Origin of the sequence: Mesorhizobium sp. M1307, assembly GCF_040318155.1 — a bacterium.
Taxonomy (GTDB): Bacteria; Pseudomonadota; Alphaproteobacteria; order Rhizobiales; family Rhizobiaceae; genus Mesorhizobium.
This window is the reverse complement of record NZ_JAMYLR010000007.1, coordinates 24,067-37,789: the sequence shown is the minus strand read 5'-3', so window position 1 is coordinate 37,789 and position 13,723 is coordinate 24,067. Positions and strand designations below refer to the sequence as shown.

14 protein-coding genes and 1 pseudogene are annotated in these 13,723 nt (G+C 62.2%); 10 read left to right on the top strand and 5 right to left on the bottom strand.

From position 1 onward, the window contains the following. Positions 1 to 177 precede the first annotated feature (177 nt). Positions 178 to 2,589 (top strand): phosphoketolase family protein, encoded by a 2,412-nt coding sequence (locus NKH16_RS11090; RefSeq protein WP_352899292.1) that lies wholly within the window; start codon positions 178 to 180, stop codon positions 2,587 to 2,589. Continuing rightward, the gene (locus NKH16_RS11085) at positions 2,589 to 3,770 is read left to right on the top strand and encodes an acetate/propionate family kinase (RefSeq protein WP_352899290.1); all 1,182 of its coding nucleotides are present in this window, start codon (positions 2,589 to 2,591) and stop codon (positions 3,768 to 3,770) included. The genes NKH16_RS11090 and NKH16_RS11085 overlap by 1 nt, the downstream gene beginning before the upstream one ends. On the opposite strand, the pseudogene NKH16_RS11080 reads toward NKH16_RS11085, so the two are convergent. Next, positions 3,727 to 3,963 (bottom strand): annotated as a pseudogene (locus NKH16_RS11080) (hypothetical protein); the annotation flags it as partial. The gene NKH16_RS11085 and the pseudogene NKH16_RS11080 sit on opposite strands and share 44 nt — an antisense overlap. Positions 3,964 to 4,120: 157 nt before the next feature. Beyond that, positions 4,121 to 4,336 carry a KTSC domain-containing protein gene (locus NKH16_RS11075; protein ID WP_352859057.1) on the bottom strand — a complete coding sequence of 72 codons (216 nt, stop codon included), beginning with the start codon at positions 4,334 to 4,336 and terminating at the stop codon, positions 4,121 to 4,123. 111 nt (positions 4,337 to 4,447) lie between these two features. Between NKH16_RS11075 and NKH16_RS11070 the strand changes: the two genes are divergently transcribed. Further along, positions 4,448 to 5,050 carry an alpha-ketoglutarate-dependent dioxygenase AlkB gene (locus NKH16_RS11070; protein ID WP_352449553.1) on the top strand — a complete coding sequence of 201 codons (603 nt, stop codon included), beginning with the start codon at positions 4,448 to 4,450 and terminating at the stop codon, positions 5,048 to 5,050. 54 nt (positions 5,051 to 5,104) lie between these two features. Here the strand turns inward: NKH16_RS11070 and NKH16_RS11065 are convergent, their stop codons facing one another. Then, positions 5,105 to 5,569: an NUDIX hydrolase gene (locus NKH16_RS11065; RefSeq protein WP_352449554.1), complete on the bottom strand. Its 465-nt coding sequence runs from the start codon at positions 5,567 to 5,569 to the stop codon at positions 5,105 to 5,107. A gap of 120 nt (positions 5,570 to 5,689) precedes the next feature. Here NKH16_RS11065 and ku point away from each other — a divergent pair, with 120 nt between their 5' ends. The 4 genes from ku (at position 5,690) to NKH16_RS11045 (ending at position 9,009) form a co-directional block, all read left to right on the top strand. After that, positions 5,690 to 6,523 carry a non-homologous end joining protein Ku gene (ku, locus tag NKH16_RS11060; RefSeq protein WP_352821721.1) on the top strand — a complete coding sequence of 278 codons (834 nt, stop codon included), beginning with the start codon at positions 5,690 to 5,692 and terminating at the stop codon, positions 6,521 to 6,523. 93 nt (positions 6,524 to 6,616) lie between these two features. Continuing rightward, positions 6,617 to 8,017 carry a PAS domain-containing HWE histidine kinase family protein gene (locus NKH16_RS11055; RefSeq protein WP_352744855.1) on the top strand — a complete coding sequence of 467 codons (1,401 nt, stop codon included), beginning with the start codon at positions 6,617 to 6,619 and terminating at the stop codon, positions 8,015 to 8,017. Positions 8,018 to 8,092: 75 nt separating this feature from the next. Then, positions 8,093 to 8,464: an avidin/streptavidin family protein gene (locus NKH16_RS11050; protein WP_352457824.1), complete on the top strand. Its 372-nt coding sequence runs from the start codon at positions 8,093 to 8,095 to the stop codon at positions 8,462 to 8,464. Between the two features lie 128 nt (positions 8,465 to 8,592). Next, entirely contained in the window at positions 8,593 to 9,009 is a 417-nt protein-coding gene (locus NKH16_RS11045) for an HD domain-containing protein (protein WP_352899284.1), read from the top strand. 31 nt (positions 9,010 to 9,040) lie between these two features. Here the strand turns inward: NKH16_RS11045 and NKH16_RS11040 are convergent, their stop codons facing one another. Both NKH16_RS11040 and NKH16_RS11035 read right to left on the bottom strand, forming a co-directional pair. Beyond that, positions 9,041 to 9,451: a DUF427 domain-containing protein gene (locus tag NKH16_RS11040; protein WP_352473066.1), complete on the bottom strand. Its 411-nt coding sequence runs from the start codon at positions 9,449 to 9,451 to the stop codon at positions 9,041 to 9,043. Positions 9,452 to 9,514: 63 nt separating this feature from the next. Next, a complete protein-coding gene (locus tag NKH16_RS11035) occupies positions 9,515 to 10,417 on the bottom strand; it encodes an alpha/beta fold hydrolase (protein ID WP_352457822.1) in 903 nt (300 codons plus the stop codon). 243 nt (positions 10,418 to 10,660) lie between these two features. Between NKH16_RS11035 and NKH16_RS11030 the strand changes: the two genes are divergently transcribed. The 3 genes from NKH16_RS11030 (at position 10,661) to NKH16_RS11020 (ending at position 13,707) form a co-directional block, all read left to right on the top strand. Continuing rightward, entirely contained in the window at positions 10,661 to 11,476 is an 816-nt protein-coding gene (locus NKH16_RS11030; protein WP_023677076.1) for an endonuclease/exonuclease/phosphatase family protein, read from the top strand. Positions 11,477 to 11,539: 63 nt separating this feature from the next. Next, a complete protein-coding gene (locus NKH16_RS11025; protein WP_352449561.1) occupies positions 11,540 to 12,940 on the top strand; it encodes a phospholipase D family protein in 1,401 nt (466 codons plus the stop codon). A gap of 479 nt (positions 12,941 to 13,419) precedes the next feature. Further along, a complete protein-coding gene (locus tag NKH16_RS11020) occupies positions 13,420 to 13,707 on the top strand; it encodes a hypothetical protein (protein WP_352744861.1) in 288 nt (95 codons plus the stop codon). Positions 13,708 to 13,723 lie beyond the last annotated feature (16 nt).

Here is a 13,723-nt window from a genome sequence, read left to right as displayed (position 1 = left end):
CGTTAGCAAGCCCCGAGGTTCCCCAAAAGACCGACCCGCTTTTGTGTGGCGAGGCGGGTTGCAGGATCGGCAAGCGGGCGCTGGCCACGCCGCCCAAACTTATTTCGAGGCAAATCCTTTCTCCGACGCGACGCCACCCCAGATAACGACGGACGAGGGTATTCCGGAGGCATTTCCATGAACGACGAGGCTCGCACCACTGCGCAAACAACCGGCCTTGACCAGGTCGATCTGATGGACCGCTACTGGCGCGCCGCGAACTACATTTCGGTTGGCCAGATCTATCTGCTCGACAATCCGCTCTTGCGTGAGCCCTTGCGGCCCGAGCACATCAAGCCACGGCTGCTCGGCCATTGGGGCACGACGCCCGGCCTCAATTTCATCTATGTGCATTTAAACCGGATTATCCGTGAACGTGGTCTCGATGTCCTGTTCATCTGCGGGCCGGGTCACGGCGGCCCGGCAATGGTCGCGAACACCTGGCTCGAGGGCACCTACAGCGAAATCTATCCCGAGGTCGGCGGGGACGAAGACGGCCTGCGCAAGCTGTTCCGGCAGTTCTCGTTTCCCGGCGGAGTGCCGAGCCACGCGGCTCCGGAGACGCCCGGCTCGATCCACGAAGGCGGAGAGCTCGGCTATGCGCTGGTCCATGCCTTCGGCGCCGCCTTCGACAATCCGAACCTTGTGGTTGCCTGCGTCGTCGGCGACGGCGAAGCCGAGACCGGCCCGCTCGCCGCGGCCTGGCATTCCAACAAGTTCCTGAACCCGGCATCCGACGGTGCCGTCCTGCCGATCCTGCATCTCAACGGCTACAAGATCGCCAACCCGACGATCCTCGGCCGCATGGAAGACGAGGCGTTGCGCAGCCTGTTCCTCGGCTATGGCTACGAGACCTTCTTTGTCGAAGGTCATGAACCTGCCACGATGCACCGCGAGATGGCCCGCACGCTCGATACCGTGCTCGACCGGATCCACTCCATCCAGGAGCCTGCAAGAGCCGCGGGCTGGAAGGGAGAGCGGCCGCTGTGGCCGATGATCGTGCTGCGCAGCCCAAAGGGCTGGACTGGGCCGAAAGAGGTCGACGGCAAGAAGGTGGAGGATTTCTGGCGTTCGCATCAAGTGCCGGTGTCGAATGCACGCGGCGATGCGGCGCACCGCCAGATCCTGGAAGACTGGATGCGCAGTTACGAGCCGGAAAAACTGTTCGATAAAGGCGGCCATCTCCTGCCGGAGCTCGCGGCGCTGGCGCCCACAGGGTCAAGACGCATGGGTGCAATACCCTACGCCAATGGCGGCCTGCTGAAACAAGACCTGGTGCTCCCCGACTGGAAAGGCCTGGCGCTCGACGTACAGCGTCCGGGCGGTGCTGTCGGAGAGGCGACGCGGACCGTCGGAAGCTATCTTCGCGATGTGATCCGCTTGAACGCCGGTGCCAGGAATTTCCGACTGATGGGGCCGGACGAGACGTCCTCCAACCGCCTCGACGATGTGTTCGAGGTCACGGATCGGATCTGGATGGAGCGGATCGAGCCTTACGACGTCCATCTTTCCCGCGACGGCCGCGTCATGGAAGTGCTCAGCGAGCACCTTTGCCAAGGCTGGCTGGAGGGCTATCTGCTGACCGGCCGCCACGGCCTGTTCTCGTGCTACGAGGCGTTCGTCCACATCGTCGATTCCATGGTCAACCAGCACGCCAAATGGCTGAAGACCTCCGGCGAACTTGCCTGGCGCAAGCCGATCGCCTCGCTCAACTACCTGCTGACCTCGCATGTCTGGCGACAGGATCACAACGGCTTCAGCCATCAGGACCCGGGCTTTGCCGATTTCGTCGCCAACAAGAAAGCCGACACGGTAAGGCTCTATTTCCCGCCCGACGCCAACACGCTGCTGTGGATCACCGACCATTGCCTGAAAACCTACAACCGCATCAACGTCATCGTCGCCGGCAAGCAGCCGGCGCCGCAATGGCTGTCCGCCGAAGGCGCGGAAGCACACTGCCAGGCCGGCGCCGGCATCTGGGAATGGGCCGGGACGGTTGCCAAGGACGAAGATCCGGATGTGGTCCTGGCCTGCGCCGGCGACGTGCCGACGTTGGAGACGCTGGCTGCAGCCGATATCCTGCGCTCGGGCATTCCGGACCTGAATATCCGCGTCGTCAATGTCGTCGACCTGATGATTTTGCAGTCGAATTCCGAGCATCCGCATGGCTTTGCCGACGACAGGTTCGACGCGCTGTTCACCAGGGCCAAGCCGGTCATCTTCGCCTATCACGGCTATCCCTATCTCATTCACCGTCTGACCTACCGGCGCGCCAACCACGACAACATGCATGTGCACGGCTTTCGCGAGGAAGGCACGACGACGACGCCGTTCGATATGGTGGTGCTCAACCAGCTCGACCGCTATCATCTGGCGCTCGCCGCGATCGCGCGTGTGCCGGGGCTGGCCGAGCGGGCGAAGGATCTTGCCGCGGTGTTGCACGGGAAATTGGCTGAGCACACGGCCTATGTCCGCGAACATGGCGAGGACATGCCCGAGATCCAGAAATGGTCTTGGCCGCAGGACGGCGCGACGAGGGCCGGCGATTGATGCGACGATCGATCCTTGCGTTGAATGCCGGCTCGTCGAGCATCAAGTTCGGGCTTTACGATCTTGGAGTGTCCGCTGAGCTGGATCTTGCCTCGCGCGGTTCGCTGGATTTGGGCGATGCGCCAAGGCTGACCGCAAAAGCCGCCGATGGGGAGCTGCAGTGCGATCGGCCACTTGCCGCAGACGCATCACGCGACATGGGCATCGGCCAGACGCTGCAATGGATCGAGAACGAACTTGGCGGAAGGAAATTGATCGCCGCCGGCCATCGCATCGTCCATGGCGGACGCGAGTTCGTCGAACCTGTCCGCCTGACGCCGACAGTTATCGAGGCTCTCGACAGGCTGACCCCGCTTGCGCCATTGCACCAGCCACGCAGCCTCGCACCAATCCGGGCGCTTGCCGCGCTGCGGCCCGACCTGCCGCAGGTCGGATGTTTCGACACGGCCTTCCATCGGACCATCGAGCCTCTGGTCAGCCGTTTTGCGCTGCCGCGCCGCTATGAGGCAGACGGCATCCACCGCTACGGCTTTCACGGGCTTTCCTACGAATATGTCGCCGGCCGGCTCAAGCAGATATCGCCCGATCTGGCGACGAAAAGAACCATCGTCGCCCATCTCGGCAACGGGGCGAGCCTGTGCGCCATGCGCGACGGGCGAAGCGTCGATACGACGATGGGCTTTTCGGCGCTTGACGGCCTGGTCATGGGCACACGCTGCGGCGCCATCGATCCGGGCGTGCTTTTGTACCTGCTGCTGGAAAGAGGCGTTTCGGGAGAGGCGCTGCAAGACATGCTCTACGAGGAATCCGGGCTGCTCGGCGTGTCCGGCATTTCCGGCGACATGCGCACGCTGGAGGCCAGCGACGACCGCCGGGCTCGCGAAGCGGTGGAGCTTTTCGCCTTCCGCGCTGCCAGGGAAGTTGCCGCCCTCGCCAACACGCTGGGCGGGCTGGAATGCCTGGTGTTCACCGCCGGCATCGGCGAGCACTCTGCCCCGGTCCGCAAAGCGATTTGCGACAGGCTTGGCTGGCTCGGCGTGGCGATCGACGAGGCCGCCAACAGCTCTCATGCCGCGCTGATGAGCCAGGCGGAGAGCAAGGTGGAAGTCCGCATCGTGGCGACCGACGAAGAAGGGGTCATCGCCCGCCACACGCGCAAGGTGATGGAGGGGGCCGGCTGAGGCGGATGGCCTCGAATGGCGGCGCTTGCTCGACCGGCTGCGTCGCGAGGGCGGCCGATCTGTTGAACACGATGGTCACCCGCGTTCCTTTGCCGGGGGCAGAATCCACCTCGAACCGGGCTTTGGCATTTTCGGTCAGCGATTGAGCGATCAGTGCTCCGAGCTTGCCGGGTTTCGGCCAGGTCTCGCCTTCGCTCGGTTTTTTCGGCTTCGGCGGACATTCCAAGCTTTCGATGTTTTGGGTGGGACCATGATCAATATCAGGTCGCTCGCCAACTGCGAAGTCCGCTCATTGCCACCACGCGGCCAAGCATGGCGGAGAGCCGAGATCGTGGGAAGCGGCTGAAGGCTCAGCTCGAATGACTCTGCTCGACCAGATGGTATTTGTACCGGTCGCGAATATGCTCGTTGAAGAACCGGCCCTTTGACGAGGCTTTGCGGAATGCCGCGTGGACCTGCGGCGGCACGTCCTCGTAATCATAGCGGTTTCCGCTCGGGACGAACCATACGGAGAGGACCCTCGTCGCCGGCTGGTAATCGATGCTTCTGATCGCAGTTGAAGGCATTCTCAACAGGTCCAATCCACCCCGTCGTGTGAATAACCCTGCACGGAGAGCGAGGTTCCTTCCTGCCGAAGTAGCCTTGCCGCTACGGGCCGGCTTTACCAAATACGGTTGATGCCATCGCCCAAGACATCGGCTGCAGCCCGCCAGGGCGATCTCTTTGCCGCCGCCGACGATCTGCCGGAAGGATTCCGCTACCGGCCCGAACTGATCACGCCGGACGAAGAAGCAGCGTTGGCGAGCCAGCTCGCAAGCCTGCCTTTTCAGGCCTTCGACTTTCACGGCCATCTGGCAAACCGGCGGGTGGTCGGTTTTGGGCTGCGTTATGATTACGACCGGCGCGAAGTCGTCGAGGCACCGCCGATACCCGGCTTTCTGCTGCCGCTCAGGGAAAAGGTTGCAGCCTTCGCCCGCCTGCCCGCCGAGACCTTCGTGCAGGTGCTGATCAACGAGTACCGGCCGGGCGCCGGTATTGGCTGGCACCGCGACAAGCCTCATTTCGAGGCCGTCGCCGGTGTTTCCCTGCTGGCCGCCTGCAGCTTTCGCCTGCGGCGGAAAAACGGCACGCGATGGGACCGCAAGACGGTCACCGTCGAGCCAAGATCGGCCTATCTGATGACGGGCGCCGCGCGCAGCGAATGGGAGCACAGCATTCCGCCGGGGGCGGAGCATCGCTACTCGATCACGTTGCGCACGCTGCGGCCGCAACGCGCTTAAAGCAGAGCGGTGAGGAAGCCCGAGCACTGCCCTAAGAACTGGGCTGAAACAAATTCATCCGTCGCCATGCCGGCCGGCAAAGTCCGCCAGCATGGCGCGCTGGCCTTTCAGGATCTTGAGGTTGGCTTCAGGCAGGGAGAACCAGCCCGCTTTGTCGACTTCGGCAAATTCCTTCATCGAGCCGGACCTTGGCGGCCATTCCATGACAAAGGTGTTGCTGCTGATGGCGTCGCTGTCGAAATCCGCCTCGACGCACCATGCGATGACGAGCTTGCCGCCCGGCTGCCTGTAGCTGCCAAGGTGTTCGAAAACGCCATCGATGGCGACGCCTAGCTCCTCTTCGGCCTCGCGTTTTGCCGCCGCCAGCTCGTCCTCGTTCTCGTCGACCAAGCCCTTCGGGATCGACCATGCGCCGTCGTCCTTCGTCGCCCAGAATGGGCCGCCCGGATGCACCAGCAAGATCTGGAGATGTCCTTCCCTTCGGCGAAAGATGAGCAATCCTGCGCTGCGTTGGGCCATTCCGCTATTTCCCCTGACGAAAATGAAACGAACGTCCGGGCCGGCATGTGGAACAGCCTGCCATGGCGGAACGATTTCCGCGCGCAGCCGTTCCGTCCGTTCGACAAATGAGTGATCGACATGGCGACGCCGCGAGCTGCCTGGAAGGGCTTTATGAAAGTCGGATCGGTTTCCTGTGGCGTCAAGATCATCGGTGCCGTCAGCGAGGCCGAGAAAGTGCATTTCAGGATCCTGAACCGCAAGGACGGTCTCCCGGTCAAGAGCGCCTATCTAGACGAGGAGACCGGCGACACGGTCGCGGCGGCGGAGCAGGTAAAAGGCTATGAGGTCGAAAAGGGTGAGTTCATCCATATAGAGCCGGACGAAATCAAGAAACTGAAGATGGTATCGCAGCATACGCTCGAGATCGGCGAGTTCGTGCCTGCCGCCGAAATCGACGCACGCTACCTCGAAAAACCCTACTATCTCGTTCCGGCCGATGCGCCCTCCACGGAGGCTTTCGCGGTGATCCGGGACGCCATGGCCAGGAAAAAGGTAGCAGCCCGCTCCTGCGTCGTGCTGTACCAGCGAGGCCGAGAGGTGCTGATCCAGCCGCTGGGCAAGGGCATGCTGATGACGGAATTACGCAACCACAATGAAGTGGTCGCGGCGGACGCGGTGTTCGAAGGGCTGAAGGCTCGCAAGGTCGATCCCGAGATGCTGGAAATCGCGCAATTGCTGATCGACAAGAAGCCCGCCAAATTCGACCCGTCGAAGTTCGACGATACTTATGAACAGGCGCTGGTTGCAATGATCGAGGCCAAGCGCAAGGGCAAGAAACCGCCCAAGCCGGCACCTGAGCCCAAGACGAACGTCATCAATCTCGCCGATGTTCTGCGCAAAAGCCTGGCGCAGGAAGGCGGCAAGGCTCCCAGCAAAAAGCCGAGAACGGCCCCGAAACGCAAATCAGCCTGAATGTCCGAAAGCGGATCGAACGGAACCGAAAACGCTCGCGCGCATTTAGATGACGTAGCAATCCGTCGGCAAGCCAAGCGGAGCGGGGGACTGGTGGACGTCGTTGAACTAAGGACTGGCGGGATCCCGCAAGTTTCCTCCGCCGATCTGATGCAGGCGTTGCCTGTGGCCGTCTACACCACCGACAAACAAGGCTACATTACCTTCTTTAACGAAGCCGCTGCCGATCTCTGGGGATATCGTCCGGTTATCGGCCAGGATCGCTGGTGCGGGTCATGGAAGCTTCGCCACCTCGACGGGCGACCGATGGCGCATGACGAGTGTCCAATGGCCGTTGCCTTGCTCGAGGAGCGGGACGTTCGTGGGGGCCGAGCCATCGCCGAGCGGCCGGACGGCCAACTCATCCCGTTCAGTGCGCATCCGGTCCTGCTTCGCAATGAAGCCGGCGAGGTTGTCGGTGCCATCAACACCCTGCTCGACCTGCGCATGCAGACGCTGGCCGACGACGCCGGCATAAGGCTCGCCGCCATCGTCGAATCCTCGATGGACGCCATCGTGTCCAAAGACCTGAACGGCATTATCACCAGCTGGAACGACGCGGCACAACGCCTGTTCGGCTATACGCCCGCCGAGGCGATCGGGCGCCCGGTGACGATCCTCATCCCGCCCGACCACCTGGATGAGGAAGCCATGATCATCAGCCGCATTCGCGCCGGCGAACGGATTCCTTCATACGAGACTATCCGGCAGCGCAAGGACGGCACCCTGGTTCCGGTTTCGCTCACCATCTCGCCGATACGCGACGGCATCGGGCGTATCATCGGCGCCTCCAAGATCGCGCGCGACATCAGCCCCCACAAGGAAAGCGAACGGCGCATCCGCACACTCATGCGCGAAGTCAACCATCGCGTTAAAAACCAGTATTCGGTGATCGTCTCGATGATCCGCGAGACCAGCAAGCTGGCCGGTACGCCAGAGGCCTTCCTTTCACGGGTCCGGGAACGCATCATGGCGCTTTCGGAATCGCACGACCTCCTGGTCGATGCGGAATGGCGTGGCGCGACCATCGGCGAATTGATCCATGCCCAGACCAAGGCCTTCGCGACACAGGCCCGGCTGTCGATGAGCGGGCCGATGATCATGCTGCAGCCGAACGCCGTGCAATATCTCGGCATTGCCTTTCACGAGTTGGCCACCAATTCGGTAAAGCACGGAGCGCTGTCGCACCATGACGGACGGGTCGAGGTCGAATGGACCGTGACCCCAGCCGCCGATGGCAGCGATGGCTTCCGCCTTGTCTGGCGGGAGCTGGACGGACCATTGGTCGATGAAAACACGCGACGCGGTTTCGGAACGGTTGTGCTCAAACGCGTCACGCCGCAGGCGCTCAGCGGCACCGGCCGCCTGGAATTCGCCAGGCACGGCATCAGCTGGACGCTGGAAGCGCCGCTGCGCTTCGTTCAGATGTCGATGGCTGGCATCGCGGCTGATTGAAGGCCGCTGCCTCGGCCGCGGCTTGGCGGCCGTGTGTTAGCGCAATCCCTGTGGTAGCAATCAGGAGGAGCAGCGATGAGTTGGCTGGGCACCTGGCGGAATCAGTACGGGTCGGTGGTCGAACTGACCAGCGAAGAGGGCGGACGGATCAGCGGAACCTTCCGGACGGCGCTGGAGGACAGCGCCTTTTTCGGGATGACGGTGCCGCTGTTCGGAGCCTGCCGTGGAGACGTCATCGGCTTCACTTGCGCGGCCGAAGGGCGGGTCGGAGCCGCAGCGGTGAGCTATACCGGCATTCTCAGGGATGGGAAGCTGGAGATGCTGTGGCACACCGTTGCGGAAGCCGCTTTGTCGGCGGAAAAGGAAGGTGCCCCGGCCCGAGCCAGGAAACTGCCCGCCTGGCGCGCCTTTGGAACCAGCCTCGACAGTTTTGAACGCGTCTCCTGACGTGTCGGGCCCGCCGCCGCGGCATTCAGCTCGCAAGTGAGGCAGCAGGGTTCCCGCGGTGCATCGGAACTCGCGCTGACGATGGCGCGTTAGCCAGGACATGCGCTGTTCGTTACGGGGTCGACCCAATGAGCGTGCTTTATCGCGCAGCGAAAATCGCCGAACAGGCCCATGCCGGACAGTCTGACAAGACAGGGCGGCCCTATATCGAACATTGCCGTCGGGTTGTCGATGCCGTCGAAACGCTCGACCAGAAAGCCATCGCCTATCTTCACGACGTCGTCGAAAAAGGCGACGGCTGGAACCGCGACCGGCTTGAGGCGGCCGGGTTTGGACCGTCCATCGTATCGGCCGTCGATGCCATGACGCGGCGGCCGAATGAGGGCGATGCCGCGTTCGTTCGCAGGGCTGCGGCCAACCCGCTGGCATTGCCGATCAAGCGCGCGGATCTCGCCGACAATCTATGGCAGGCACGGCAGATCGGTGCCTCGACAGCGAAATACGAAGACGGCCTGCGCATTCTCAGGGAAGAGTTCGCGAGCTGACGGACAGCTGGCGGCTGTCGCCGATGTGGGTCTACTCGGTGACGTGCGGCGTGTGCCGCTTGTCTTCCGCGGGATCGGCGTCGATCCGCGCCCTGCCGGGATCGAACGCACCATGGCGGGCGATCGCCAATGCCGGGGTGTCGGGCGTCTCGTAGGCCCACATGAAGTCTTCTGCCGACGAACCGACCGCATGAACACGCCAATAGCTTGCCGTGCCCTTCAGCGGGCCGTGGCTCGTCGTGTTCGTCTTCTCCAAGAGGTCGAAATAGATGTCCTCGAAGGGTATGTAGAAAACAGGATCATGGCCGTCTTCATAGAGCACCTTTGCCCGCTCGCTCGACGCAATAATGGCATCGGAGAACCGGACGGTCACGGTTCCATCAAACGGGACAATCCTGAGCGGGCCTGGGCGGGGGGCGGAATCTGCGGCTAAGGACTGCATTCGACTTCTCCGTTGACTGCGCTGCCTTCCCGAAACGTACTATCGCCGGTCAGGGTTCCAGTTCTACGCTTCTCCTCTTCCGAAACTGTCGAGGAACCCGACAAGGTGATCGGCAACGCGCTCGGGTGCTTCGCGCGTCGGAAAGTGGCCGATGCCAGCCAGAAGCTGGCGCTCGTAATGGGCCGTGAAGTATAGTTCCTTGCCTTCGGACGATTGTGGCAGCACAACGCGGTCGGCATCGCCGTGGATCGTCAGAGTAGGCGCGGGAATGGACTTGGCGGAAATCTGGCGCCGGGCAAGATCGGCGTAGCGCGGATCGGGATCGGCTTCGCCCCAGCGAACCCTGTAGGAGTGCAACGTCACGTCGGCCCAATCGGGATTTTCGAAGGAAGCGGCAACGCTGTCAAAAAGCTCTTCCTCGAACCAGCCGGGCGGGCTCCAGCTTTCCCATTGAAAATGCGCGAACGCCTTGCCTTGCTGGCGAACGATCTCGGCGCCGCGATCCGTTGCCATGAACCATTGGTACCAGAATGCCCTGACCTGGTCCAACGGCGGCGTTGCGAATTCGCCCGGCTGCCAGCCAAGCGACAATGCCGAGCAGCACCGTATCCGTTCGGGAAATACCGAGGCGAGCAGGTAAGCGATCCGCGCGCCCCAATCGTGGCCTACGACCGCAAAACGGCCGAGGCCAAATGCGTCGGCGAAATCGATCACGTCCTGAGCCATGGCGGCAATTTCACCGGATCGCATGGTCTCGTCCGACAGGAAGGTGGTTTTGCCGAACCCACGCAGCCACGGCGCAAAGGTGCGGAAGCCGGCACGATGCAGGACAGGCGCAATGCGCGTGAAGGTGGTTGCGTCGTCCGGCCAGCCGTGGAGAAGCAGAACGGGCGCGCCGGCTCCAGGGCCACCGGCGATGTACGCGATGCGCAGCAACGGCGTGGTGCAGAAGGTGGGTGTTTCCATGATCCGGCCATCCCGTTTCGATCACGCCGCATGGCGTCAGATCGTTTTCGGCGCAAGTTTGCTGAACCGCGCGCGGCTGCGATTGTTCCATGACAGAGGCGGACTTCCAATGAAACCTCACCGCTGCTCGCGGTGGAAGAAGACCGACGGGAACGGTTTTCCAAGGTCGTCGTTGTTTCAGACCTCCGCACGCGCCATAATCGCAATGGCCGCCACTCGCCGACTCAACAGCAAATGGACCACATGCTGGATCGATCGCCTACCCTCCCAAGGTCGCTTGGCGCTGCGCTGCGAAGGGAAGTGCCGCGGTTTGCGGCACCCGGCAATGAAATTTCATGCACTACGGTCGCATCCTACAATGTGCATAAATGCGTCGGCACCGACGGCAGGTTCGATCCGGAGCGGGTCGCGGCCGTGGTCAAGGAACTCGACGCCGACATCATCGCTTTGCAGGAGGCCGACGAAAGAACCGGAAGCAGGCAGGGATTGCTGGATCTCGCAGCACTCGAGCGCGACAGCGATCTCGTCCCCACACACATCCCGGAAAACCGCCGCAGCCATGGCTGGCATGGAAATCTGATCCTGGCACGCCGCGGCGTGGTCGAAAGCGTGAACCAGATCCGGCTGCCCGGCCTCGAGCCGCGCGGCGCGGTGATTGCGGACCTGGAGCTGAAGGGCGTCTCGCTCAGGATCATAGCCGCGCATTTCGGCTTGCTGCGGCGCTCGCGCTCGCAGCAAGCCAACGCACTTGTCGAAGCCACGCACCCGGTTCTGCGGCCAACAATCCTGCTTGGCGACCTCAACGAATGGCGCGTCCGCAACAGGTCTTCGCTGCTGGCCCTGCTGCCGCATTTCGGTCCGATCGATGCGGTTCTGCCGAGCTTTCCGTCGCGCTTTCCGCTGTTTGCGCTCGACCGCATCCTGGCCAGGCCGCCGCACCTGATTTCCAGCATCGAGGTGCACAAGACGCCGCTGGCGCAGCGCGCCTCCGACCATCTGCCCATCAAGGCCCGGCTGAACCTTGACGCGATAAGGCAGCCGCGACTGCAACCAGAATGAACCTGAAGGGTTGTTAGTCAGATTTCAGACGGTTTGCTTCGCTGATGTTTGTCGGTGCACTTTATGGATACAGCCATTTCGCGGTTTGCCCGGGACAAGATCGCTGCCGGCAATAGCGGGCTGGTGCTGATCGCCGACAATTATGACGCGTTTGCCGCACGAATCCTTGCCGCGCGCAGTGCCACCAGCAGCCTCGACCTGATGTACTATCTCTGGCACGACGACCATAGCGGCCGGCTGCTGATGCAGGAGGTCGTCAAGGCGGCGGAGCGCGGTGTCCGCGTCCGCATGCTGCTGGACGATATCAATCCGCGCAACAGCGACGCCGCTTACCTGGCGCTCAACAGCTACAAGAACATCGAGCTGAGGCTGTTCAACCCCAGCGGCATGAGGAACGGCAGCATCTTTCGCTCGCTGGAGATGGTCGCCCGGCTGTTTGCGATGACCCGCCGCATGCACAACAAGGCCTGGATCGCCGACGGGAGCCTGGCCATCGTCGGAGGAAGAAATATCGGCGATGCCTATTTCGACGCCGCGGAGACAAATTTCCGTGATCTCGACCTGTTGCTTCTCGGTCCTGCCGTAGGGCAGACGATGCAGATATTCGAGGCGTTCTGGAATTGCGAGGCGGCAAAGCCGATCCAGCTGCTCAACCCGGCTGCGGTGGGCTCGCGCGCCGATTTCCTCGACAATCTCGATGCGACCGCGGACGGCCAGCTTTTGAACAGCCTCAGTGCCTGGCGCACGATCACGGAGTTCATTGCAGCGCACAGCGACGTCTGCTGGACGAAAGGCGTTCGCGTCATTTCCGATCCGCCGGAAAAGGTGCGCGGCAAGCGGCGCAGGAACTGGCTGACCAAAGAGCTGCTTCCCGCTATCGCGGCGACCAGGCAGCGCCTCGAAATCGTCTCGCCCTATTTCATCCCCGGCCGCACCGGGTTGGCCATCCTGTCGAAGCTGGTGGATCGTGGCGCCGAGGTTGCAATCCTCACCAACTCGCTCGCCGCGACGGACGTCGCCGCCGTGCACGGCGCCTATGCCAGATACCGCCGCAAGCTGCTTAAAAAAGGTATCCAGCTTTTCGAATTGCAACCCTTCAACCGCCAGGCCAACATCTCCGTTTTCGGCTCAAAGGGAGCCAGCCTCCATACCAAAGCCTTTACGGTCGACGACACGCTGGGGTTTGTCGGTTCCTTCAATTTCGATCCGCGTTCGGTGTCGTTGAATGCGGAAATGGGCGTGCTTTTCCACGATGCCAATCTGGTGATGGAGTTGCGCCGGCTGTTCGAGCACGAAAAGTCGCCGCAGACGAGCTATCAACTGGTCCTGGACAAAGGGGCCTTGCGGTGGCTCGGCATGGCGGATGGCGAGATGCGTCAATATTCGCGTGAACCGGAGGCCAGTCTCTATCGGCGCATCGTTGCAGCGCTGGTTGGCTGCCTGCCGATCGAATCGCAATTGTAGAAGCGACGGATTTGTCGGAACGGAACTCTTTGTCGGAACGGAACTCGGGGATCACGAGTTGTAACCCGTGTCCGGAGCATGCCGATGAAGACCACGATATACAGTTTTCTTGCCGAGCTCTTGCCGTTCTGGATGGCGCATAAACGCAAAATGCGCGCCGACCGCGCCGCTGAGCGGCCGACACGACCGGCTGCTGCCGATGACGATGGTCGGCCGACAAGCGATCCGAATCGAGCAACACCGGCGCGTCGGCGCAACACGTCTTAGGGCGGGATGCTTTCAAATTAGATCCCGCTCCAACTGTCTGGTTAGACGCAATTCCGCGACGCCAAGTGATTCCATTTGGCTGCAGAAGCTCCAGTTCCTAAGCGATCACGCTATCGTCAAGTATCGCTACCCGAAATCCGGCGTTGCCAAGCATCCATTTTGCAGCACGTACGTTAATGTGCACTACAGGGTTGCCGCTATAGGTGAGCGCCATGAGTGACAGCGCGATAGAATTCTTGCAGGACTGGATCCACGAAAACGTTCATGTGCCGCCGCCTCCGATCAAGCTTGAAAGGGAGGCGGAAATCCTCGCCAGGGAATGCAAGGAAGAGGCGGCCGATGCCGGCGTACCCATCGAAGACATCGAGGAAGAGGTTGGCGACCTCAAGGATCTGCTCGTCGCCAAGCTCGAAGACGCAGCCGAGGACGAGGCCCGGCAACTCAATGGCCACGGCCAAAAGATTTCTACGCTGGCGGCCGGGCAAAAGCGGGCCATATGAGGCCGGTCCGAGCGCA